The 22,154-nt window shown below is 65.2% G+C and carries 25 protein-coding genes; 14 read left to right on the top strand and 11 right to left on the bottom strand.

Going from position 1 to position 22,154, the window contains the following annotated elements:
- Positions 1–462: 462 nt before the first annotated feature.
- Positions 463–1,782 carry an ISL3 family transposase gene (locus tag EJL01_RS02560; RefSeq protein WP_431834720.1) on the bottom strand — a complete coding sequence of 440 codons (1,320 nt, stop codon included), beginning with the start codon at positions 1,780–1,782 and terminating at the stop codon, positions 463–465.
- A gap of 370 nt (positions 1,783–2,152) precedes the next feature.
- On the opposite strand from EJL01_RS02560, the gene EJL01_RS02555 reads away from it, so the two are divergent.
- A complete protein-coding gene (locus EJL01_RS02555; protein WP_125106147.1) occupies positions 2,153–2,518 on the top strand; it encodes a hypothetical protein in 366 nt (121 codons plus the stop codon).
- Between the two features lie 446 nt (positions 2,519–2,964).
- On the opposite strand, the gene EJL01_RS02545 is transcribed toward EJL01_RS02555, so the two are convergent.
- Positions 2,965–3,636 carry a hypothetical protein gene (locus EJL01_RS02545; RefSeq protein WP_125106146.1) on the bottom strand — a complete coding sequence of 224 codons (672 nt, stop codon included), beginning with the start codon at positions 3,634–3,636 and terminating at the stop codon, positions 2,965–2,967.
- 324 nt (positions 3,637–3,960) lie between these two features.
- Between EJL01_RS02545 and EJL01_RS13195 the strand changes: the two genes are divergently transcribed.
- Both EJL01_RS13195 and EJL01_RS13190 read left to right on the top strand, forming a co-directional pair.
- On the top strand, positions 3,961–4,332 hold the full coding sequence (locus EJL01_RS13195) for a hypothetical protein (protein WP_241209074.1): 372 nt from the start codon (positions 3,961–3,963) through the stop codon (positions 4,330–4,332).
- Positions 4,333–4,336: 4 nt separating this feature from the next.
- Positions 4,337–4,774 (top strand): hypothetical protein, encoded by a 438-nt coding sequence (locus tag EJL01_RS13190; RefSeq protein WP_235988562.1) that lies wholly within the window; start codon positions 4,337–4,339, stop codon positions 4,772–4,774.
- Positions 4,775–4,784: 10 nt separating this feature from the next.
- Here the strand turns inward: EJL01_RS13190 and EJL01_RS02535 are convergent, their stop codons facing one another.
- Entirely contained in the window at positions 4,785–5,249 is a 465-nt protein-coding gene (locus tag EJL01_RS02535) for a hypothetical protein (protein ID WP_125106145.1), read from the bottom strand.
- An 84-nt stretch (positions 5,250–5,333) separates the two neighbouring features.
- Entirely contained in the window at positions 5,334–6,617 is a 1,284-nt protein-coding gene (locus EJL01_RS02530) for an ATP-binding protein (RefSeq protein ID WP_125106144.1), read from the bottom strand.
- Between the two features lie 173 nt (positions 6,618–6,790).
- On the opposite strand from EJL01_RS02530, the gene EJL01_RS02525 reads away from it, so the two are divergent.
- From EJL01_RS02525 to EJL01_RS02510, 4 genes are all read left to right on the top strand, one after another.
- Positions 6,791–6,934: an antitoxin gene (locus EJL01_RS02525; protein ID WP_125106143.1), complete on the top strand. Its 144-nt coding sequence runs from the start codon at positions 6,791–6,793 to the stop codon at positions 6,932–6,934.
- A 103-nt stretch (positions 6,935–7,037) separates the two neighbouring features.
- Positions 7,038–7,235, top strand: coding sequence for a CsbD family protein (locus EJL01_RS02520; protein ID WP_125106142.1), 198 nt, complete (start codon positions 7,038–7,040; stop codon positions 7,233–7,235).
- Between the two features lie 97 nt (positions 7,236–7,332).
- The gene (locus tag EJL01_RS02515; RefSeq protein WP_125106141.1) at positions 7,333–8,430 is read left to right on the top strand and encodes an S-(hydroxymethyl)mycothiol dehydrogenase; all 1,098 of its coding nucleotides are present in this window, start codon (positions 7,333–7,335) and stop codon (positions 8,428–8,430) included.
- Entirely contained in the window at positions 8,427–9,038 is a 612-nt protein-coding gene (locus tag EJL01_RS02510) for an MBL fold metallo-hydrolase (protein WP_125106140.1), read from the top strand. Before EJL01_RS02515 ends, EJL01_RS02510 begins: the two co-directional genes overlap by 4 nt.
- 72 nt (positions 9,039–9,110) lie before the next feature.
- Here the strand turns inward: EJL01_RS02510 and EJL01_RS02505 are convergent, their stop codons facing one another.
- The 5 genes from EJL01_RS02505 to EJL01_RS02485 all read right to left on the bottom strand — a co-directional run bounded on the left by EJL01_RS02505 (position 9,111) and on the right by EJL01_RS02485 (position 13,651).
- Entirely contained in the window at positions 9,111–10,757 is a 1,647-nt protein-coding gene (locus EJL01_RS02505; protein WP_125107370.1) for a thiamine pyrophosphate-dependent enzyme, read from the bottom strand.
- A 165-nt stretch (positions 10,758–10,922) separates the two neighbouring features.
- Positions 10,923–11,459: a MarR family winged helix-turn-helix transcriptional regulator gene (locus EJL01_RS02500; RefSeq protein ID WP_125106139.1), complete on the bottom strand. Its 537-nt coding sequence runs from the start codon at positions 11,457–11,459 to the stop codon at positions 10,923–10,925.
- 48 nt (positions 11,460–11,507) lie between these two features.
- Positions 11,508–12,326 carry a hypothetical protein gene (locus tag EJL01_RS02495; protein WP_125106138.1) on the bottom strand — a complete coding sequence of 273 codons (819 nt, stop codon included), beginning with the start codon at positions 12,324–12,326 and terminating at the stop codon, positions 11,508–11,510.
- An 11-nt stretch (positions 12,327–12,337) separates the two neighbouring features.
- On the bottom strand, positions 12,338–13,171 hold the full coding sequence (locus tag EJL01_RS02490) for an alpha/beta fold hydrolase (RefSeq protein ID WP_125106137.1): 834 nt from the start codon (positions 13,169–13,171) through the stop codon (positions 12,338–12,340).
- Entirely contained in the window at positions 13,172–13,651 is a 480-nt protein-coding gene (locus EJL01_RS02485; protein WP_125106136.1) for an Lrp/AsnC family transcriptional regulator, read from the bottom strand.
- Positions 13,652–13,784: 133 nt separating this feature from the next.
- On the opposite strand from EJL01_RS02485, the gene EJL01_RS02480 reads away from it, so the two are divergent.
- The 3 genes from EJL01_RS02480 to EJL01_RS02470 all read left to right on the top strand — a co-directional run bounded on the left by EJL01_RS02480 (position 13,785) and on the right by EJL01_RS02470 (position 16,646).
- On the top strand, positions 13,785–14,786 hold the full coding sequence (locus EJL01_RS02480) for an ABC transporter substrate-binding protein (RefSeq protein ID WP_164509692.1): 1,002 nt from the start codon (positions 13,785–13,787) through the stop codon (positions 14,784–14,786).
- Positions 14,787–14,874: 88 nt separating this feature from the next.
- A complete protein-coding gene (locus tag EJL01_RS02475; protein ID WP_125106135.1) occupies positions 14,875–15,852 on the top strand; it encodes an ABC transporter permease in 978 nt (325 codons plus the stop codon).
- The gene (locus EJL01_RS02470; RefSeq protein WP_125106134.1) at positions 15,852–16,646 is read left to right on the top strand and encodes an ABC transporter ATP-binding protein; all 795 of its coding nucleotides are present in this window, start codon (positions 15,852–15,854) and stop codon (positions 16,644–16,646) included. Before EJL01_RS02475 ends, EJL01_RS02470 begins: the two co-directional genes overlap by 1 nt.
- A gap of 64 nt (positions 16,647–16,710) precedes the next feature.
- Here the strand turns inward: EJL01_RS02470 and EJL01_RS02465 are convergent, their stop codons facing one another.
- On the bottom strand, positions 16,711–17,055 hold the full coding sequence (locus EJL01_RS02465; protein WP_125106133.1) for a hypothetical protein: 345 nt from the start codon (positions 17,053–17,055) through the stop codon (positions 16,711–16,713).
- Between the two features lie 129 nt (positions 17,056–17,184).
- Here EJL01_RS02465 and EJL01_RS02460 point away from each other — a divergent pair, with 129 nt between their 5' ends.
- The 4 genes from EJL01_RS02460 to EJL01_RS02445 all read left to right on the top strand — a co-directional run bounded on the left by EJL01_RS02460 (position 17,185) and on the right by EJL01_RS02445 (position 20,765).
- A complete protein-coding gene (locus EJL01_RS02460) occupies positions 17,185–17,991 on the top strand; it encodes a carbon-nitrogen hydrolase family protein (RefSeq protein WP_125106132.1) in 807 nt (268 codons plus the stop codon).
- 35 nt (positions 17,992–18,026) lie between these two features.
- A complete protein-coding gene (locus EJL01_RS02455; RefSeq protein ID WP_241209073.1) occupies positions 18,027–18,917 on the top strand; it encodes an ABC transporter ATP-binding protein in 891 nt (296 codons plus the stop codon).
- Between the two features lie 62 nt (positions 18,918–18,979).
- Positions 18,980–20,449 carry a hypothetical protein gene (locus tag EJL01_RS02450; protein ID WP_125106131.1) on the top strand — a complete coding sequence of 490 codons (1,470 nt, stop codon included), beginning with the start codon at positions 18,980–18,982 and terminating at the stop codon, positions 20,447–20,449.
- A gap of 28 nt (positions 20,450–20,477) precedes the next feature.
- A complete protein-coding gene (locus EJL01_RS02445; RefSeq protein WP_125106130.1) occupies positions 20,478–20,765 on the top strand; it encodes a DUF3039 domain-containing protein in 288 nt (95 codons plus the stop codon).
- Between the two features lie 2 nt (positions 20,766–20,767).
- Here the strand turns inward: EJL01_RS02445 and EJL01_RS02440 are convergent, their stop codons facing one another.
- Positions 20,768–22,120 carry a nicotinate phosphoribosyltransferase gene (locus tag EJL01_RS02440; protein ID WP_125106129.1) on the bottom strand — a complete coding sequence of 451 codons (1,353 nt, stop codon included), beginning with the start codon at positions 22,118–22,120 and terminating at the stop codon, positions 20,768–20,770.
- Between the last annotated feature and the right edge of the window lie 34 nt (positions 22,121–22,154).

The raw sequence follows: 22,154 nt of genomic DNA, 5'->3' as shown, positions 1-22,154 counted from the left end.
GATCCTTGTAGATGGCGACGGCTCTGAAGAAGTGCCTCTGGTGAGTGCGATATGAAGTTGTCTGGTCGTTGAATAACAATCAGATTATCTCTTCGTGTCCGGCTTCATGATATACGTGCAATCCTAATCTGCAGGTATTCGTAGTTCATTTAATGTTAAAAGGTGGATTGGTGAATAGTAGATGGCAATGGAAGTGGATCCTCGTCCCCTTGTTTCCCTTTTTCATGCGAGTGCCAGACTACGCTGACCGTGCTCAAGCCGTCCGTCGTGTCCAGGCTCGGAGGAGAGGTTCGCTCAGAAAGTTTCGATTCTTTGCGGCCATTGGCTATGAGTGGTCTGTTTGGGATGCGGAACTCTGTGCTGTCGAGTCGGAGTGGTTGCCTCTGAGTGATGATCTCAAGTGTGCACTCCTTGCTTGGTACCGAACGTACGTGAATGGGGCTCTTCGGACATTCGGTGGGGTCATGGGGTGAGTCCGCCGGCGGCGAGGAGCATTCGTAGGCGGTAGTTCTCGCGGTTGCGGAAGCCGCGAGCGAGGCGACGATGCAGCTCGATGATCCCGTTGATTGCTTCGGTGCCGCCGTTGTTTGCTCGGCTGGTGGTGAAGTAGGCGAGGAACGCTGAGCGCCAGCGTCGCAGGGTGCGGCCGAGGCGTGCGATCTCGGGGATCGGACAGGTGTGGAACGACTCGACGACCTTCTCGGCGATCTGTCGCCCCTCAGCGAGGTCCTTCTGGTGATAGGCCGAGCGAAGTTGCTGCGCGCACTGCCATGCGACGAACACCTCGTCGTGGGCCGGGTTCGCCTCGATGGCTGCGGTCAGGCGCGCCCACTGCTTGTCGGTGAGGTTCTCAGCCCCGGCGCGGAGGATGGTCTGGATCCCGTAGAGCGGATCACCTTTCCGACCGCGATGGCCGAGAGTGTCTTGCTGGACCCGACGGCGAACCTCGTCGACCGCGACGGTGCCGAGCTTGACGACATGGAACGCGTCCAGCACGGCGGTGGCATCTTGCAGTTTGTCGTCGATCGCGGTCTTGTAACCGGCGAACGGATCCAGCGCCGCGACCTTCACCTGCTCGCGGAATGCGTCGCCACGTGCGCTGAGCCAGGTCGCGTAGGCCTTCCCCGACCTGCCCGGCACGAGGTCCAACAGCCGGGCCCGCGTCTTCCCGGTGCTGTCGCGGGTGAGGTCGACCATCCCGGTCAGCTCTTTCGGACCGCGCTTGCGCGGGTCGACGTGATGCCAGATGTGCTCGTCAACGCCCAGCGTTGTCACGTTCTCGAACCGGGACTCATCGGCCGCGAGCTTCACAAGCTCCGGCTCGACGGCCCGCCACACCGTCTTCCACGACGTGCCCAGCTGGCGACGCAATCCTTCGATCGTGGCGTGTTCGCGACGCAGCTGACCGACTGCCCAGACGACCGCGCGTCGGGTGAGTGCCCCACGCGGGGCGACAAGAGACGGCAGCTGTTCCACGAACGTCTGTCGTGCACAGCCCGACTCGTCGCACCGCCAGACTCGCTGCCGCCACACGATTCGCACCCGTGTCATGCCGGGCACGTCATGAAGCAGCCGGCGGCGACGTCCACGGCCGGTCGCCACGGTCCCGCACGACGGGCAACCGGCAGGCGCCGCAGGACTCGAGACCGTCACGATCAGTAGTCCGTTGCGGCGGTCCACGTGCTCGACATGGACGCCGTCGAGGCCGAGCAGGAGGTCGCAGCGGGAACACGGGTCAGTGGCAGAGCGCGCGTCAGCGCACCCCGAAGTAGGGTGAAGCACGTCGAGGTCCTCGTAATGGATCAGGTGGTTAGCGCTTCTGATCCTCGGGGACCTCGACCCCTACCCGTCGAACCTCACCCGGCGAGCCCTACCCCCACCGAATGTCCGAAGAGCCGCCAATAGGGACACGTCCGCGGCTGCCAAGCTGATCCGCCAATCCGCATACCGCCTCGACGACCTGGCGACAGTCCTCGATTCAATAGACGACCTCTAAGCGAGACGTCCACTAACGGCCGTTTGTAGGACGAAGTTGTCGGGTATGCCGTCGTCAGACGTCGCGGCAAGGCTCTTTCGTCGGGCATCCAGGCGGCCTAGTGTGACGTGGAGGCGCCCAGCACCGTGGCAGCCTCTGACCCGATAGGAGAGCACCATGAATCCAGACAACGTCGTGAGCGGCGGTGTCGCAGTCGGAGTCCGCATCGACCTCTTCGACCAGGGTGAACAATACCTTGGGTCAATCCTCCGCGAAGATCTGCGCGCCGCCGGCGTGCCGAGAGTGGGTGACAACCTCGGACGCGGCACGCTGGGGGTTGAGGTACATCAGCTCGCTGGGATCGCACTCGAGGTGGATCATGTCGACCACTATCTCGCCATCCCCGGCGTACGTGACAGGGAACCGCTGAGTGTGGCTGTAGTGGTCGCCAACGGCGTCGACACAGAAGCGTTCACTCGCCTTGCTCCGACGCTCAAGGAGCAGGGTTGGTCGGTGATGTCCGACTCTTATCCTGACTCATAGAGCGCTTGACAGGTGTGCGATGGCAAAGAGTCAGACCTCAGATTCCTGCTCGAGGAGTGGGTTGCGCTTACGGAGTTCACGGGGAGGTACAGTTACGTAGCCTGAACACGACTGTTTCAGGCGCCGTCGTCGCGGCTGTCCTGGGGGCACACTGATCGCTGAGGATCGACTACCGTGGCTCATATGCAGGTTACGTTGGTTGATGAGCGGGATGCGCAGCTTGAAATGAGAGCTGACGGTTTCCGCGTATTCGTAGTTCACCCCGGGCGGCGGGTAACCGCGTATAACGTCGACGCGGCAAGTGTCCAAGAAGCATTTACGTGGGCAACTGAGGCGGCGAGTGGGGCTGGCTTCTCCTTGGCTGCCCGCTTCGATCAGTCTGGGGGAGGGGTTGCTCTTATGTACTTAACCCCACCCCCAGAGATCATCATGGAGCAGTTAGGTGACTAGGAAGAACACTTCGCCGTCTTTGTAGTCGGTTTGCAGAACATAACGGACGAGGTATCCGAGCCAACTTTGAATCCGCTAGGCGATGTGATCTCGACTGTCGTTGTGCCCTGATAGTGACCGGTGAAGTACGCGCCAGCCGTCCCGTTCTTCGGCGTGTAGAAGATGTTCACCGAGCCATCGACCGACACAGTGCGTACTTCGTCGTTTGATCGCAACTTTGACCAGTTAATCCCATTGCTTGTGTCGCCTGAGTACTTCGCGCTGTCCCAGAAGAGGCCGCTCCGCACCCGAATCGTTGCCTTTGCGGGGTGGGAGCCGGTTCCCGTGCACTTAACTTTGGACTTGAAAATAACGTAAATCTTACCTTGTTTTCGAGCGCCTTCGGAAATGTGCGGATTCTGAGCGTCAACCGTGCAAGTAATTTTGTACCCGGCGGCACTGAGTGTTGTGACTCCACCATTTAATGAAGAGGACTCGGCGGAAACCTGTGGTGATTCCGCGAGACTAAGCGTATTACCTACGGTTTCGTCATGCACAATATCGGGTGAGGTCTCGTCTGCTGAAACTGCAGATTGAGCTTGAGCTGGAGATGCCATTACCAAGCTTGCTGTCAATAGCGCTACTGCCCCCAGGAGAAGAATAGATGGACGGCGGGTTACATGGGTCATTCGAGTGCTCCTAACGTGCGCCCTGCGGTGGGCTAGCAAATTGTGAGTGTAGACGCCCTGCTCCTACTTGACAGGACTGCACCCGGCTCACGAGCGCGTAAAGTCATAGAATATGAATGCTCAATTAGTTGTAGTGCGCCGTGCTATCGCTTCGCGCCTCGCAAGGCGCCAGACCCGGAGGTCGTAGGTTCAAATCCTGCCCCCGCAACCAATTCCGCAGATGCGGCACGAACGCCCTGGCTCTCACGAGCCGGGGCGTTCTGCGTTTTCCGCAGGCGCGCGTCGTCGATGCGGCTCATATTCGCGTCTGGCAGGCTGGCAGCCATGAGCGGACACGACGCGTTCCCCAACCACATCTTCAACGCCTTCGGCCAAGCGCCGCGCATGCTCGAGGAAAAGCTTGGGGGCGTCGTCATGGTCATCGAGAAGCGACCGGAGGGTGGACCGATCACGCTCATGACGGCTGGTGCCTCCAACCTGCCGACCGACTCCGGCGAGGCAGTAGAACTTGCCGTCGAAGTAGTCGAAGGTCAGCAGGGCGCGGGCTTCATCGCGTTGCGGATCGTCTGCGATGACATCGCAGAACCGGCGCGTGCCTCCCGTCGGCGCGCCGTGGCGCAATACCGAGCCATTCCTCACTGGTACCGCGATCACGTCGATCGTCGCAACCGGGTCGCGCTGGGGTGCAGAGTTTGACGACGTGCGGGCCGAGGATGGCACGGTAGTCGGCCACGTGCGAACGCTGCGGATGCTCACCGACGCCGAGGCCGGCGTCGTCGCGAGTGAGGGGTTCGACGCGCTGCGGGCGAAGGTCGGCTCAGTCGACGCACTTCTTGACGTCGAACGTGAAGAATCCGTTGAGCCGAGCGGCGTTGCCGACAACGAGCCGGTCATGCTGTCGAAGCTTCACTACGAGCATCCGCCGCGCTGGGTGACGATCACCGATCGCGGGCTGCAGTCGGTCACCGGGTTCGAATCCGAGGCGTACATGGCCGATAGCGCGAACCACGAAATTTGGGCGGTCGCCTCGTTCGTCGATCGATTCCCCTTCGTCGAGGAGTTCCTGCGTCGGGGCCGCGTCGGTGAAACGGCGCGCTTCGACAACGACTCGGGCGCCCACCAGATCGAGGCCGACTGAACCGTTGCCGCTACGACGTGGCGCCGATGATGCCCGACACGAGCGCAAAGACGGCAAGCGCGGCGAAGATGAACGCCCAGAACTGCATGGGGATGAAGAACAGCGTGTGGACGTTCTTCACCCGCTGCGCCGCGCTGAGTTCGGCCTGCAGCAGTTGCGCGCTCATCTGCCGAGCTTCCTCGTACGAGCGGGGCTGCGGCTGGCCGGATCCGAGCGAGAACTGGCCCGACTCGACGAGCTCCGCGAGTTGGAGCTCCCGGTGTACGCGCCACTCTTCGACCTTGCGCAGCGGGCCGGTGATGTTCATCGCGCGCCCGGTAAACCAGGTCGCGACGGCCGCGAGGCTGAGGCCGATCGCCGCTGAGAAGGCAATTGGGCACTCGTCAAGGAATGTGCTGCCGAGCCCGGCAAACAGTACCATCGCGACCGCGCCATAGCCGAACGCCAGCACACCCCACCCACGCCAAATAATCACGGCGACGATCTCGCCACAGCGCTGCCGCCGGGAGCATCCGACTGCAGTCGCACGACCCACGTAAATCGGTGGGTATCACTCCCGCTAGAGCCTCGCGAGACTCGTGATGTCCTCTTCGAACTCGGCCGCGACCTCGGCCGACACGGTCGTGCGCGTCTGGCGGATCGCCGCCTCGAAGTCGGCCTGGCTGGGACCTCGCTCGAGGGCCTCGCCGCCCGCCGCGACCGCCCGCTCAAACGCGTTCTGGGCGGCGCTGCGTGACGCGAACTCGATGTCGGCGGGGGAGAAGCCCTCGGTCGCCGAGACGAGCGCGGCGTAGTCAACCGCATCCTTCGACCGCTCGGGCATGAAGCCCCGCCAGATCGCGGCCCGGGCCTCGGCGTCGGGCAGGCCGATCGGAATCACGTAGTCGAAGCGCCCATGCCGCAGGAAAGCCGGGTCGAGGGCGCGGATGAAGTTCGTCGCGCAGATGAGCAGGCGGCCGGGCTTCTCGCGGAAGTTCGGGATGATCTTGAGCAGCTCGTTCGTCACGCCCTGCATCGGCGACGGCGGCTCGCCGCCACGACGCACGGCGATCTCTTCCACCTCGTCGATGAAGACGACCGCGTGGTCGAGCTCGTCGATCTTCTCGAAGGTCTCACGCAACTCTCCGGCGAGCCCCTTCGGCGACGCGGCCAGGCGCGAGGGAAACACCTCGACGAACGGCCACTCGAGCCGCGAGGCGATGCCCTTCGCAAACGTCGTCTTGCCGGTGCCCGGAGGCCCGAACAGCACGATCGCGCGCGGCGGCACGACGCCGAACTGTTCGGCGAGCTCTGGGTCGGAGAGCGGCAGCACGAGGCGGCGCTCGAGGGTCTGCTTTTCGTGCTGCATGCCGCCGATGTTGTCCCAGCGATTGCGGTCGAGCACGCGCCCGCCGAGATCGCGTAGCACGAGCACCTGCTCCTGCCGGATGGGGATCGCCCGCTCGAAATAGCGCAGGTGCCGCTTGTCGACGAAGCCAGCCCGCGTCAGCGAGCCGGCGTGCTCCTCGCCATCGGGCACGAGGATCGACATCTTCGAACTGCCCTGCGAAGCCAGGCGGCGCTCGAGTGCGCCGAGCAGCGCGCCGCTGATGCCGCGCCGGCGCCAGGTCGGGGCGACCGCGATGAAGACCACCCAGGCCTGGTCGTGGGCGGCTCGCGCGACCGCGGCACCAACGAGTTCGTCACCCGAGGTGGCCACTACCGCGGTGTCTACCCGGGTCGACGCGAGCACCTCGTTCAGTGAGTAGACCGGCTCGACTCCGGATGCGGCATAGCCCTCCCAGAGGCGCAGAAAGCCGTCGAGATCGGTCGGTTGGAGATCGCGGATGCGCCAGTTCGTCATGGTCTGCCTACTTCGGTGGAGGGACGCTCGTTGGCAACAGCGTACTGAACTCAGCCCGCGCCCCGCGCTGGCCAATACTGAATCGGGTTCACGAACTCAGGAAAACATGCAGGCGGACGTGTCAGCATCCCTGTGCCACAAGCGTGGCGCCAAACCGAAGATATGGAGTGATCATGGGCTTTCTCGATGACGCGAAGGAAAACGTCGGCAACTTCGTGAACGACGCGAAGGACAAGGTTGGGGACTTCGTCGAGGACATCAAGGACGGCAAGCTTGGCAACGAGGGCGACAAGAACGACGAGCAGCCCTCGGCCTAACTCGCCGGGCACTCGCCACCATTGGAGGCTCTGCCCAGACTGGCCTGTAAGGGTAGGTGGAGTTCCGCCGCACCAGTGGTGGTAATCACCGAAGGAGGATTGTATGGGATTCGCTGATGACGCCCGCAACAAGGGTGAAGAGCTTGTTGGCAAAGGCAAGGAAGGCGTCGGTGCCGCGACCGACAACAAGGACCTCGAGAACGAGGGCAAAGCCGACCAGGCCTCGGCCAACATCAAGCAGGGCCTCGAGAATGTCAAGGACGGCATCTCGGACGGCATCGACAAGCTTCGCGGCAAGTAAATCGTCCGCAGCAGTGGCGGGGGGATCATTTGATCGCCCCGCCACTGTCGCTGTTCACCCGTAATCTGAATTCGTAGGCACGCGCAAAGGAGCACTCATGCAGCAAGTACAGGGCGTCATCGCCCGGGCGAAGGACGCGCCCGTAGAACTCGTCACCATCAATGTTCCCGACCCTGGCCCTGGCGAGGCGGTTGTGCGGGTGCAAGCCTGCGGCGTGTGCCACACCGATCTCCACTATGTGCGCGGCGGTATTGGCGACGACTACCCGTACCTCCTCGGTCACGAAGCAGCGGGCATCGTCGAGGCGGTTGGCGACGGTGTCACGAACGTGGCGCCCGGCGACTATGTCGTGCTCAATTGGCGCGCAGTGTGCGGCGAGTGCCGCGCTTGTAAACGCGGTCAGCCGTGGTACTGCTTCAACACCGCCAATGCGACGCAGAAGATGACGCTCGAGGACGGTACGGAGGTCTCGCCGGCGCTCGGTATCGGCGCGTTTATTGAGAAGACCCTCGTTGCTGCGGGCCAGTGCACCAAGGTCGACCCGGCGGCACGCCCGGCGGCCGCGGGCCTCCTCGGCTGCGGCATCATGGCGGGCATCGGCGCGGCCATTAACACCGGCGCTGTGCAGCGCGGCGAATCCGTCGCCGTTATCGGCTGCGGCGGCGTTGGCGTCGCGGCGATTGTCGGCGCCAAGCTCGCGGGCGCGACGAAGATCATCGCGGTCGACGTCGATGACCGCAAGCTCGAGAAGGCGAAGGAACTCGGCGCGACTCACACCGTCAACTCGCGCAAGGTGGATGCGGTTGAAGCCATCCGCGCCGCAACCGACACCTTCGGCGCGGATGTGGTGATCGAGGCCGTCGGACGGCCCGAGACGTACGAGCAGGCGTTCTACGCTCGTGACCTCGCCGGCCGCGTCGTGCTCGTGGGCGTGCCGAACCCCGAGATGGAGCTCAAGCTGCCGCTCGCCGAGGTATTCGGCCGCGGTGGCGCGCTGAAGTCGAGCTGGTACGGCGACTGTCTGCCCGAGCGCGACTTCCCGATGCTCACCGACCTCTACCTGCAGGACCGCCTGCCACTCGACGCGTTCGTGTCGGAGGAGATCGGTATCAACGACATCGACGCGGCATTCGAAAAGATGCACCGCGGCGAAGTGCTGCGCAGCGTCGTCATTCTCGAGGAGGCACAGCAGTGACCGCACGCATCGATCACGGAGTCATCACCGGCACCTTCTCGCTCGACGGCGAGACTTTTGACGTCGACAACAACGTCTGGGTGCTCGGCGACGACTCCGAGTGCCTTGTCATTGACGCACCCCACGACGTTGACGAGATTCTCAAGGTCGTCGGCGATCGCAAGGTGCAGGCCATTGTCTGCACGCATGCCCACGACGATCACGTGCGGGTCGCTCCCGAACTCGCGGAGCGTACGGGCGCGCGCATCCTGCTGAACCCCGACGACCTGCAGCTCTGGGGCCTGACGCACCCCGAGCGCCGTCCCGACGGTGAGATCCACGACGGCGACACGCTCGAGATCGCGGGCAGCGTCGTTCGTGTGCTGGCGACCCCCGGCCACGCGCCTGGCGCGGTGTGTCTCGCGGTGCCCGAACTCGGCGTCGTCTTCAGCGGCGACACGCTGTTCCAGGGCGGCCCGGGCGCCACCGGCCGCAGCTTCAGCGACCGCGGCACGCTCGAGCAGTCGATTCGCGAGAAGCTCTTCCCGCTCGGCGACGAGGTCGTCGTCAAGACCGGGCACGGTGACGACACCACCATCGGTGCGGAGCGCGCACGCGACTGGGTCTAGCGAACCGGTGGCGACGGAAACGTCGGCGGGCCTGGCGATCGAATCGATCGCCAGGCCCGCTTGCATTGGTGGCTAGAACGCTTTCTGACGCTGGTCGACGATGAGGTGAATCAGTGCGAAGGTCTCACCGCGCTGCACGGTCTCGAGTGCGCGCTCGACCGCGGCCGGCACATCGGCGTCGGTCTCGACGCGGATGCCCACGCCGCCGAACGACTCGGCGAACTTCGCAAAGTCGGGGTTCTTGAGCTGGGTGCCCGAGACGCGACCCGGGTAGTGGGCCTCCTGGTGCGTGCGGATCGTGCCGTACTCGCCGTTATCCATGACGATGACGAGTGGCGTCGCGCCGTACTGCGCGGCGGTGGCAAGCTCTTGGCCGTTCATGAGGAACTCGCCGTCACCGGCGATCGTCACGACGACGCGACCCGGGAAGTTCAGGGCGGCGCTGACTGCCGAGGGCACCGAGTAGCCCATCGAACCGTTGCGGGCCGAGATCATCGAGGCGTAGCCGCGCGTGGGGAAGTAGCGGTGCGCCCAGTTGGTGTGCTCGCCCGCGCCAAAGGTGACCATGGCATCCTCGGGCAGACGCTCGACGAGGTTGCCCATGAGTGTCTCCATGGTCGCCTTGCCGTCGTTCGGCGTCGAGCTCGGTGCGGCCGACCAGGTCTGTTGCTTCGCGCGCAGGCGCTGCGTCCACTCACGCCACGAGGCCTTTTCGGGCAGGTCCATGCGTACGAGGTCGCGCACGAAGCTGTGCGGCTTGGCGACGATCTGGTGCGAGATCGGTCCGCTGCGACCCCGCAGCGAGGGGTCAATCGTGACGATGAAGTTGCGCTGGTTCCAGTTCTGGCGCGAGGTAAACCCGCTTGTGATGACGTCGCCGGGAACCGTGCCGACGAACACAATGAGGTCGGTCTCGTCGAGCAGGTCAGCCGAGAAGTTCGGCCGACCGTAGCCCAGGGGGCCGACGTAGGAGGGCGAGTCGAAGGGCACCGTGCCCTCGGTACGCCACTCGGCGGCGGCGGGCAGCGAGTGCTCCTCGAGCCACTTCGTGAGGGCCTCGGTCGACTGAACGCTCCAGTCGTTGCCACCCGTGACGAACAGCGGTTTCTCGGACTCGAGCAGCGCCGTGCGTAGCGACTTCCAGTCATCGACGGTCATGCCGCCGAGGGCCACGGGGATGGTCGGGTGAATCGGGGTGTCGATGAGCTCGGTGATGACGTCCTCGGGGAGACCGACGACGACGGGGCCCGGGCGACCCGACGAGGCCGAGAACATCGCCTCGGCGACAACCTCGCTCGCGCGGGCCGGATGGTCGAGCACCATGACGCGCTTCGCGCCCGAGGCGAACCAGCGCTTCGGGTCGAACTCCTGGAAGGCCTCCTTCTCGCGGTGCTCGAAGGGGATGAGGCCGACGAAGAGGACCATGGCCGTCGAGTCCTGCCACGCGGTGTGGAGCCCAACGTGGGCGTTCGCCGCGCCGGGTCCGCGCGTGACCATGGCGACGCCGGGCAAGTCGCCGAGCTTGCCGTCGGCCTCGGCCATGTAGGCCGCGCCGCCCTCGTGACGGCAGACGATCGTGTCGATCGACGAACCGTGCAGGCCGTCGAGCACGTCGAGGTAGCTTTCACCCGGCACCACGTACACGCGCTTCACACCGTGCGCCTCGAGCGACTCGACGATTTGATGACCGGCCGATTTGCGCTCGACGAGCTGGTTCATCTGTGCGGTGACGACGTCAATCGTCGGAATCGCGCCAGTGGCGGGGGTTTCCATGTAGCAAGCTCCTTTGCAGGTGGGATCAACCCAGAGTGGTCCTTCGGAATTCTGACAAAATTCCCGTTCAAGTTTTTTGAACGACGTTCACCAACCCGCCGGGGGAGTGCGCTACCTCGCGGACTCCTCTGGGTTGCCACCCGAGCAGCTCGGCTGCAGCTCCAGGGGGTCTCGATGCAGCTGCTGGTGGGGGTCGAGCTCATTGAGAATTGCGTCCATTGACCGGTGGAGTTCGCCGACCCCATCCGGACCCTGGGGTGCAAACACCACCTGCCGCACGAAATTCACGTGCTCGGGCGCCGACTCGACGAGGCGCGCGGCCCCGGCCTCGGTCAGCTCAATGTCGGTCGCCCGGCCGTCATGCTCGTTCGGCACGCGGCGCAGCAGGCCCTCGTCCTCAAGTCCGGAGATCACGCGCGAGAGACGGGAGAGGGTCGTGTTGGTGAACACCGCGAGCTGCTTCGTCTGGATGCGGTTGTGCGGCGCGTCTGACAGCATCGCCAGGGCGTAATACTCGGTGAGAGTGAGGTGCGCGTGCTTGCGCATGTGCGAGTCGAGGGCGCTCGGCAGCAACTGGAGGACGCCGAGGAGGCGCATCCATGCGGCACGTTCGTCAACGGACAGCCACTTCGGTTCTTCTTGCGCCATGTGCCGATTCTGCCACAAATTTACTTGAAGGATCAAGTAAATTTGTGGTTACTTTGTCTTCTTCGCCCGCAGTTGTTTGCGCTCCAGGCCGCGCTCGAGTTTCGCCTGCCGTCGCTGAAACCTCGGGTTCGCCGCATCGAGCTGGGCGAGCGTGTCGTCGCTGAGGTCGCCAACGTGCCATCGCGGCGCCGGCCCGAATGCGCCGTCGGCGGTGCGGATCACGTCGTTCGCGAGGGCGCGGTTACCGAGCGCGCCGACGGCGGCGCCGATACCAAAAGGCAGCAGTTTGCCGATGAGCCCGCCGAGGTGCGTGTCCGCGAACTTCGTCAGGAACGACGTCGAGAGTCGCTGGCCCAACTCGCCGACGAACACCTGGGGGAGCGCCTCGGTGACGAGTTCACCCCAGGCCGCCGACTTCAGCAGCGTCTGCGGGGCGCGGGTGCGCACAAACTCGGTGACGAGCTTGCGCCCGCGGTCACCGAGCAGGATGCCCATCACGAGCGCCCGGGCGCGCTCGGGGTCGTCGGTCGCGTCGCCATGGAGCTCCGCCACCGTGAGCGCGTAGAGCGCCGTGAGGTCGAGGAACGACACGACTTCGGCGCTAATGAGCGCGATACCGGTCGCGGTACCGATGCCGGGAATCGCGCTCGCCGCGCCGACGCCACCGCCCGTACCCATCGCGGTGCGCCGATACCACTTCTCGACCACGCGCAGGAGGTCATCGGGAGTGGCCTCCGGAGCGGCCCGTCTCAGACGACGAACAAACGCGAGGGCCGCCGGGCGCTGCACGCGCAGCGCGCGGTCGAGCGCGCGCACGAGCACATCGCCACGCGATGAGGTTCGTTCGGTTGCGGATTGCTCAGTCATGAGGCGTCAGGCTAGCGTGCCAACTTGCTGAGAACCTCGTCGGCGTGCCGCGTATAGACCGAAAAGTGATTCGCCGTGCGGTCGAGATGAAACTCGCAATTGGGGATGCGTCGGGCGAGCTGCATACTGCCGCGCCAAGGGACCGAAAGGTCGCGCTTGCCCTGCCACATCGTGACGGGGATGCTCTGGTCGAGTTCCGCCGGATCAAAGCCCCAGTCGAAGAGCACGAGCGAGAGGTCCAGAGCTACGCCGCGGGGGCCGCGACGGAAGGCGCCGACGACCGAGTCGAGAAACGCATCGCCGGAGGCATCCGGCAACCCAAACCTGCGGTCGAGTCCGAGGCCCGCGCGCTGTCTTGCCGAGGTGAAGAGGGAGTTGTGGCCAAGGGCGCCGACGCTCGCCGCGGCACCCGCAAAGATCGCAAGGTTCGGACCCATGGGCATCCCGGTGTACTGCGGGGGCCCCGCAGGCGCCAGGAGGCCGACGCCGGATACCTGCTCCGGCATGGCGAGCGCTGTGGCGAGCGCGTAGGCGCCGCCGGCGGAATAGCCAACGACGGCGAAACGCGACCACGACCTCGCGGCGACAAACGATTCGACGTCGTCGATAAAGTTCGCCACGTGGCGGTGCGGGCGCCAGGTCGACAGACCGAATCCGGGTCGTGAGAGGCACACGACCTGAACGCCAAAGTGCGAGGCCGCTCGGTTGTACAGAGCGGCCTCGAAGCGCGAACCGGGCGCACCGTGAAACGAGAGCACGGGAGGTGCCTGCGCATCGCCGAAGCGCACCCACTGCAGCCAGCGGCCGTCAGCCAGGGGGTGAGTGCCGGTGTAGGAGGGCAACATCTATTCGGTGATCTTTCCGTCCTGTGTCGCGTCGTCCATGAGCGGCAGCACCCGGTCGCGGGCGAGGTCGCGAAGCACGATCGAGGTGCTCGTTCGACCGACCGCCTCGAGCGAGCCGATGCGGTCGATGACGCGCTGCAGGTCGGTGTTTGAGTGGGCCACGACCCGAAGCAGCATGTCCCAGGGGCCGGCCATGGTCGAACAATCGATCACCTCGGGGATGCCGAGAAGCCGATCATGTAAGCCTTCATGCCCAACCCGCTGATCAATTTGCAACATCACCATCGCCTGCACGGGATAGCCCATCTGGCTTGGCTGCAGCTTCGGCACGATGTCCACGAGGATGCCGCGTTCACGCAGGCGGTTTAGCCGCGCTTGCACGGTGGGGCGGGCCACGCCCAAGTCCCGTGAGGCCGACAACACACTGGAGTCCGGCCGCCGTGTGAACAGCTCCACGATCTGGAAGTCGAGTCGATCCATAGGTGCACCTTTGCATTCGTGAGGACTGTTGACAGAATGTATAACTAGTTGGGCCTTCCCGGCAATCTCCTGCTAGTTTTCAGTGTTAATCCCACTAGGGACAGACACGTATTTGACAAAGGGGTCGTAGAAAATGCGTATCCGTAAATCTCTTGCCGCTCTCGGCATGTTGGCTGTTGGCTCGCTGGCGCTTTCCGCCTGCTCGAACGGTGGTGGCGACGCCGCCTCGACCGATGGCGCCGCCTCGGGCGACTCGTTCAAGGTCGGCGTGATTCAGCTCGTGCAGCACCCGGCGCTCGACGCTGCCACCGCTGGCTTCGAGCAGGCCTTCACCGACGCGGGCATCGACGTCGAATTCGACGTGCAGGTCGCGAACGGCGAGCAGTCGACCGCCGCGACCATCGCCGCAGGCTTTGCCGGCGACCCGGACATTGACCTCGTGCTGGCCGTCGCGACGCCAGCCGCTCAGTCGGCCGCGACCGCCATCACGAACGTGCCGGTGCTGTTCACCGCGGTCACCGACCCGGTCGCCGCCGACCTCGTCGCGAGCGCCGAGGAGCCGGGCGGCAACGTCACCGGCACCACCGACCTCAACCCGGTCGCCGACCAGATCGACCTGATCACCCAGCTCGACCCGTCGGTTGAGTCGGTCGGCATCGTCTACTCCTCGGGTGAGGTCAACTCGCAGGTCCAGGTCGACCTGGCCCAAGAAAAGGCCGACGAGCTCGGCCTCGAGCTGAAGACCGCCACCGTGACGAACGTGGGCGAGGTGCCGACCGCGCTCGACTCGCTCGGTGACGTCGATTCGATCTATGTGCCGACCGACAACACCGTCGTCTCGGGCATCGACACCGTGCTGACCTACGCCGCCGACAAGCAGGTTCCGGTCGTCTCGGGCGACACGGGCCCCGTCGAGTCGGGCGCCGTTGCGACGCTCGGCCTTGACTACACGAAGCTCGGCGTCCAGACCGGCGAGATGGCGATTCGCATCCTCCAGGACGGCGAAGACCCCGCGACGATGGCCGTCGAGGAACAGACCGAGTTCGACCTCGTCGTGAACCCCGCGGGTGCCGAGGCCGTCGGCCTCGAGATTCCGCAGGAGCTGCTCGACGAGGCCGCTACGGTCGTCGAATAATCCAATCCCACGTGCACACGGGTGGCCGCGCCACAATTGCGGCCACCCGTTTGTGCTCAAAACCCACCATTTTTGAGAGGAGACGCACGTGATTGGTGCATTTGAACTCGGCCTGATCTACGCCGTGGTGGCGCTCGGCGTGTATCTCACCTTCCGCATCCTGAACTTCCCCGACCTCACGGTCGACGGTAGCTTCACTACCGGCGCCGCTGTCGCCGCCGTGTGCCTGAGCTACGACATGAACCCCGTCCTGGCGATCCTGCTGTCATTCGCCGCGGGCGCCATTGCGGGCGCGATTACCGGTGTGCTCCACACCTACGGCAAGATCGACGGTCTGCTCGCCGGAATCCTGACGATGATCGCCCTGTGGTCGGTCAACCTGCGCATCATGGGGATATCCAATGGCACGGCCGCCCTTTCAAATGTCGGTATTCGCAGCTCGGAGAGCGCGTTTAGTGGCCTGCGCGAGGCCGGCCTGCTCGGCACCTGGGGTGCCGTCGGCATCCTCTTCGTCGCCGTGTTCGTCCTGAAACTCGTGATCGACTGGTTCTTGTCGACCGACCTCGGTCTTTCGATTCAGGCGACGGGGAACAACGAGCAGATGATTCGCTCGTTCGGCGTGAACACCGACGCGATGAAGATTCTCACGCTCGCGCTCTCGAACGGTCTCGTCGCGGTGGGCGGCGCGCTCGTCGCGCAGTACACCGGCTCGGCGGACATCTCGATGGGTGTGGGTCTGATCCTCATCGGCCTCGCGTCGGTCATTCTCGGCCAGGCGTTCTTCGGCAACCGCTGGGTGTGGCTTGCGAGTTTCGGCGTGATTGTCGGCGCCGTGCTGTACCGCCTCGTCATCTTCGCGGCACTTTCAGCGGGCCTCAGCAACACCGACGTTCGACTCATCACCGCCGTCATCGTCGTCATCGCGCTGCTGATTCCGCGCTTCGGCATTGGCAAACGACTCGGACTCGATCGCCTGATGCGTGGCAAACAGACCGAACCGGCCGCGGCTCCGTCCGCAACCGAGGCTGAACCCGCAGCGGTACCGGCAAAGGAGGCGCAGCAGTAATGCTCGACATCGACAAGATCTCCAAGACGTTCTTCCCGAACACCGTCAACGAAAAGAAGGCGCTCGCCGACCTCGACCTGCACCTCGCCGACGGCGACTTCGTCACCGTCATCGGCTCGAACGGTGCCGGCAAGTCCACACTGCTCAACGCGGTGTCGGGCAAGCTCAACGTCGACCGCGGTGACGTGCGCATCGACGGCACCTCGGTGCGACGGATGCCCGACTACCGTCGCGCGCGCTACATCGGCCGCGTGTTCCAGGACCCGATGGCGGGCACGGCGCCCGACCTCACGATCGAGCAGAACCTTGCCCTCGCCCTGCGTCGCGGCAAGCCACGCGGGCTGGGCATGGGCATCACCTCGAAGCGCAAGCAGCTCTTCCGGGACGAACTCGCGCACCTCGACCTCGGGCTGGAGAACCGGCTTACGACCCTAGTCGGGCTGCTTTCGGGTGGTCAGCGGCAGGCGCTGTCGCTGCTCATGGCCGGGTTCACGAACCCGTCCATCCTCCTGCTCGACGAGCACACCGCCGCGCTCGACCCGGCACGCGCCGCGCACGTGTCGGAGCTGACCCGCCGCATTGTGTCGGAGTCGGGTCTGACGACCCTGATGGTGACGCACAACATGCAGCAGGCGATCGACCTCGGCAACCGCCTCGTCATGATGCACGACGGTCGCATCATCTACGAAGTCGCGGGCGAGGCGAAGTCGAAGACCACCGTGGAGGACCTCCTCGGCCGCTTCGCCGCGATCAAGGGCGCGGTCATCGACGACAAGACGATGCTCGCTACCTAGTCACACCAACAAGACGAAGGGCCGCCCACCGATTGGTGGAGCGGCCCTTTGTTTTGTGGTTGCGCTAGACGCGCTTTTCCCCCTCGTCGGGCTCGTCGTCGCCCTCGTCGATGTCGTCAAATTCTTCGTCGTCGAGGTCGTCTTCGTCGTATTCGTCGTCGACCTCGTAGTCGTCGGCCCATTCGTCGAGCAGTTCGGCGGCCTCGTCGGAGTCGGCGGCCTCTTCGATCTCGACGTCGCCACCGCCCCAACTGCGGACGACGACCTCGATCTCTTCAGAGTCCTCGAGACTGTCGTGCAGGTTTGCCTCGTGCTCGGTCGCGAGCATGGCGGCCTCGTCTTCGTCCTTGGCCTCGACGACGAGACCCGAGACGACCTCGTACCGCAGCATCACGGCATACTTCGGCATGGGGGATTCCTCTCAACGGCGACACCCGGTGCGTCGCGACCACGACTGACGCTAGCGCGCTATTCCGTAGGAAACAAGTGACTCGGCGGCCGCGCAGGGGATTTGGGGAAATGCCCGTAGGCTGGCCGCATGTCAGAGGCAATTGCATGCGCAGTGAGTCAGTTCGCACCAACCCTCGACACGTCGAAGAATCTGCGCTTGCTTCGCGACCATCTCGCAATCGCGACCGACCGCGGCGCACGCATGTTCGTCGCACCCGAATACAGTTCGGGCTTCGACCGCGATTACGGCGACTGGATGCACTCGGTCGCGCAACCGCTCGACGGCGAGTTCGCGACGGCGCTCGGCCAGCTGGCGGCAGAGTTCGGCGTCACCCTCGTGGCCGGGATGCTCGAGCAGGTCGGCGATGGCGTCGCGAACACGCTCGTCGCGTTCGGTGACACCGGTGAACTGCTCGCGGCGTACCGCAAGGTGCACCTCTATGACGCGTTCGCTGGACGCGAGAGCGCGTGGCTGACCGCCGGCGACCCGAGCGAGCAACCGGCAGTGTTTGAGGCGTACGGTCTCACGATCGGTCTGCAGACCTGCTACGACCTGCGTTTCCCGGAGTCGAGCCGTCGCCTCGTTGATGCGGGCGCTGACGTGCTCGCGGTGCCGGCCGAGTGGGTGCGCGGCCCGCTCAAGGAACACCACTGGCGAACGCTGCTCAGCGCGCGAGCGATCGAGAACGTCGCCTACGTCGTGGCGGCCGACCACCCGGCACCGACCGGTGTTGGTGGCAGCAGCGTCGTTGACCCTCGCGGCGTCACCATCGCCACGCTCGGCACCGACACCGGTGTGGCGATGGCCTGGCTGGATCCGGCAGAGGTCGCCGCAGCCCGAGATCAAAACCCAGCGTTACGTCTTCGTAAGTACACGGTGCGCGCGTCCGACTAAGTTGGCTGTGGGGGGGGATTGCTAGCTTGGAAGATGTGACGAAAACAGACGAACAGGGAGAGCGCGGGGAAAACCGCGATCTCGGCCTCGGCAAGAAGACGGCTGAGGGCCTGTCGACCATGACGCCGATGGCGCGTCAGACCGAGGCAGCGCCGCGAACGCACGGTGGTGAGGCCCTCTACCTCGCCGAATTGACGAAGAAGTTTGGTCGACACACCGCGGTCGATCACCTGAGCTTCACCATTCCGCAGGGCTCCTTCTCGGCCATCGTTGGACCGAACGGTGCCGGCAAGACCACTACGCTCTCGATGATTGCCGGTCTGCTTCCGCCGAGCCATGGCACGGTTGAAGTGTTCGGCATCGACGCGTGGCGTGACCGCGCGAAGGCACAGCAACTCATCGGCATTCTGCCCGACCGCCTGCGCATGTTCGACCAGCTCACCGGCGCACAGTTCTTGTCGTATGTCGGCGCAGTGCGCGGCGTCAAGGGAGAGACGCTGCGCGAGCGCATGGAATACCTCCTCGACGACTTCGGCCTGCGTGACGAGGCGAATCGATTGGTTGTCGACTATTCACTCGGTCTGCGGAAGAAGCTCGCGCTCGCCGCGACGCTTATACACGCGCCGAAGCTGCTGGTGCTCGACGAGCCGTTCGAGGCGATCGACCCGGTGTCGGCCGGCACGTTCATCGACGTGCTCAACAGCTATGTGAACCGCGGCGGCACGGTCGTGCTCTCGAGCCACTCGATGGACCTCGTGCAGCGAGTCTGCGATCACGTCGCCGTCATTGCCAAGGGCGAGCTGCTGGCTGAGGGCACCGTCGACGACGTTCGCGGCAATGTCTCGCTCGAAGAACGATTCCGCGACCTCGTTCGTGGCCCGGGGCAGACGGAGGGGCTGGATTGGCTCGAAATCTCCTTCGGGTGAGCTGGGGGAGCGTCGCCGCGTCCCTGCGGCCCCGCGCGCAAATCGGGGCCTCTACGCTTTGGATGCTCCTGCTCACGATTGTCGGTGCGCTCAGTGCCGGCGTGCTCATTCACAGCGGCACCGCTGGCAGCGATGCCGCGGCGCTGCTGTGGACCCCGCTGCTGGTGCTGCTCGTGCCGATCGCGGCCTTCGGGCTCGGCGTGCTCGGGCATCCGAGCGATGCCCTCGATGCGCGCCGTATCGCCGTGCACGGACGCGGCCCCGCACGTGCGGCGAGTACGACGCTCGCGCTCGGCTTTGTTCAGCTCACCTCAGCCATCGCTCTTGTGCCCTATGGTGCGCTTGGCCTCGCGCTGCAGCAGCGGCTCGACCCCGGCGTCGCCTGGTTGCTCGCCGCCGTCGGCTGGGCCGGCTGCGTGCTCGCGCATCGCCTCGGGGCACGTGCCGGACGCGCGGTTTCAGCGCGCCGCACGACCCGCGAGGTTGGCGCCCTGTTCTGGTATGCCGTGTCGGTGCTCGGCGCGACCGTCGCCTTCGCGCTGCTGTTCCTGCCGTGGCAGGAGGTGGCCGACGAGGCGGCCCAGCTCATCGCCCGAGGCCTCGACTGGGTGCCCGGCGCGAGCCTCGCGCTGGCCGGTTCGGTCGGCGACCTCGGCACGATCGTCGGAGTCAATGTCGCCGTAGTGCTGCTGGCCGCGGTGCTCGAATGGCTGCTTTCGCGCCGCGACGCGCAACGCGCAATGTATGTGCGGGGCAGCGGCGGCCGCGTCAACCTGGGCATCTTCGCTTCAGCACCGGGGTCTGCGACCTGGTCGATCGCGGCCCGCACCTGGCTCGCGTGGTTGCGTGACGGCCGCTACCGGCTGACGCTCATCACCATCGCGATCTTGCCGCCGCTGCTCGTGATCCCGTTGTGGATCGCCGGTGTCGGCGCGGCTGAGCTCGTGCTGCTGCCCGTGCCGATCTTTGCGCTGCTGTTTGGCTGGGCCTTGCACAACGACATCGCTTACGACTCGACCGCCCTGTGGCTCCACGTCACGGGTGGGCTGCCGGGCCGCGCCGACCGCCTCGGCCGCGCAATTCCCACGCTCATTACGGGTGTGGTGCTCATCCTCGCGGGCTCGGCGCTCGTGCTCTGGGTTACCGACGACGCGCTCCGGGCCGTCCTCGTTGCTTCGGTGTCACTGGCGCTGCTCGGCACCGGGGTGGGCGGCTCGTCGATCATGTCGGCGGTGTCGCCGTACCCGGTGGCGCGACCCGGCGAGTCGCCCTGGTCACAGCCGGTCTCAACGTGGGGCGGCTCGTTCGCCGTCCACGGCATCAGCCTGCTCGTCGAACTCGCGATCTGCGCACCCGCGATTTGGCTCAGCGTGCTCGCCCTACTGTCGGATGATTGGTCGGATGCGCTGCTCGCGGTCGGCGTCGCGCTCGGCACCGGTGTGCTCGCGTGCGTGGCTGGCATTCTCATCGGCGGCCAGGTCTTCACCGCTCGGCGAACCCACCTACTCAACCGCGCCACCCTCATCGACTGAGGCTCGAGGCCGCGAGTAGTCTTGGGGCATGACTGGATTCGCACGTACCGAAGATCCCGGCTCGATTGGGTCGGGCGGCAGCACGGATGTGCTCGACCGCGAACTCGAACAGCTCATCGAAGATGAGCAGTACGACGACGGCGACCACGACAAGTTTGCGCACTACGTGCGCAAAGAGAAGATTGTCGAGTCGGCCGTGACGGGCAAGCCGGTTCGGGCGCTCTGCGGCAAGAAGTGGCTGCCGAATTCCAACCCCGACCGGTTCCCGATCTGTCCTGACTGCAAGCGCATCTATGAGCGGATGCGCGGCGAATAGGCCTAGGCCCGTGTCGTGATCCCGTCCTCGTCGACGTAGAACGTCGCGAGGGCGGGTTCTCCCTTTCCGAGCCGGCGCGCGGTCCGAGGCAGCTCGGCGAGCGCCGCAGCGCAGTGCTCGCGGGCCGCGGCAACGCCGGCGGCACCAAGCCATTGGCGGTCGAGTTCGCCGTTGACGACGTAGTCGACATAGAGCGGGCGGTCGTCATGGTCGCCGATCGGCGCACCACCGAGCGAGATGAGCTCACCTGTCGCGACGCCGTTTTCACGACGGCGCAGCGGGAACTTCACGCCACCCACCGATTTCTTCCCGGGTGAGGCCTTCGCGACCGAAACCCACTCATCGGCCTCGTTCTTGCGGGCCACGAGCTTATAGACCATGCCGGAGGCGACCGAACCGGAGCCGGTGACGACGCTTGTACCCACGCCGTAGGAGTCGACGGGCGCCGCGGCGAGGCCCGCGAGGGTGTACTCGTCGAGGTCGTTTGTCACGGTGATCTTCGTGTTCACGGCGCCGAGATCATCGAGCTGCTCGCGCACCTCCCGCACGAGCACCGGGAGGTCGCCGGAGTCGAGGCGCACTCCGCCGAGGTCGGTGCCTGCGACCTCGACCGCGAGGCGAACGCCCTCGGTGACGTCGTAGGTGTCGACCAGCAGCGTCGTGCCGACGCCGAGCGCATCCACCTGGGCTTGGAAGGCCGCGCGCTCCGACTCGTGCAGGAGCGTCCAGGAGTGCGCCGCGGTCCCCATCGTGGGAACACCCCAGCTGCGGCCCGCCTCGAGGTTCGAGGTGGCCGAGAATCCTGCAATGTACGCGGCACGCGCGGCAGCGACGGCGCTGCGTTCGCCGGTGCGGCGCGAGCCCATCTCAGCGAGCGGCCGACCCTCGGCAGCCGAAACCATGCGGGCGGCGGCCGACGCGACAGCGGAGTCGTAGTTGAAGACGCTGAGCAGGAGGGTCTCGAGGATCACACCCTCGGCAAACGTCGCATGCACCTCGAGCAGCGGTGACTGCGGGAAGTAGACCTCACCCTCGCGGTAGCCGCGAATCGAGCCCGAGAATCGGTAGTTCGCGAGCCAATCGAGCGTCTGCGCAGAAACGACGTTCGTGTCGCGCAGAAACTCGAGCTCCGAATCCTCGAACCGGAATCGTTCGAGCAACTCGATCGCGCGCCCGAAGCCCACGACGACGCCGTAGCGCCGGTCGTTTGGCAGGCGTCGTGCGAAGAGCTCGAACATGCACTCACGATCGGCCGTGGCGTCCTGCAGGGCGGCTTCCACCATCGTGAGTTCGTAGTGGTCGGTGAGGAGCGACGTCGCTGAGGGCAGTGCCGGGCGTGCTTCGGGGTTCGACATAGGCACAGAGTAACGAATCGGGGGAGTGCCGCCG

This window comes from Gulosibacter massiliensis (assembly GCF_900626105.1).
In the GTDB taxonomy this organism is placed as follows: domain Bacteria; phylum Actinomycetota; class Actinomycetes; order Actinomycetales; family Microbacteriaceae; genus Gulosibacter; species Gulosibacter sediminis.
The sequence above is the reverse complement of the archived record's forward strand: the minus strand, read 5'-3'. Positions and strand labels throughout refer to the sequence as shown.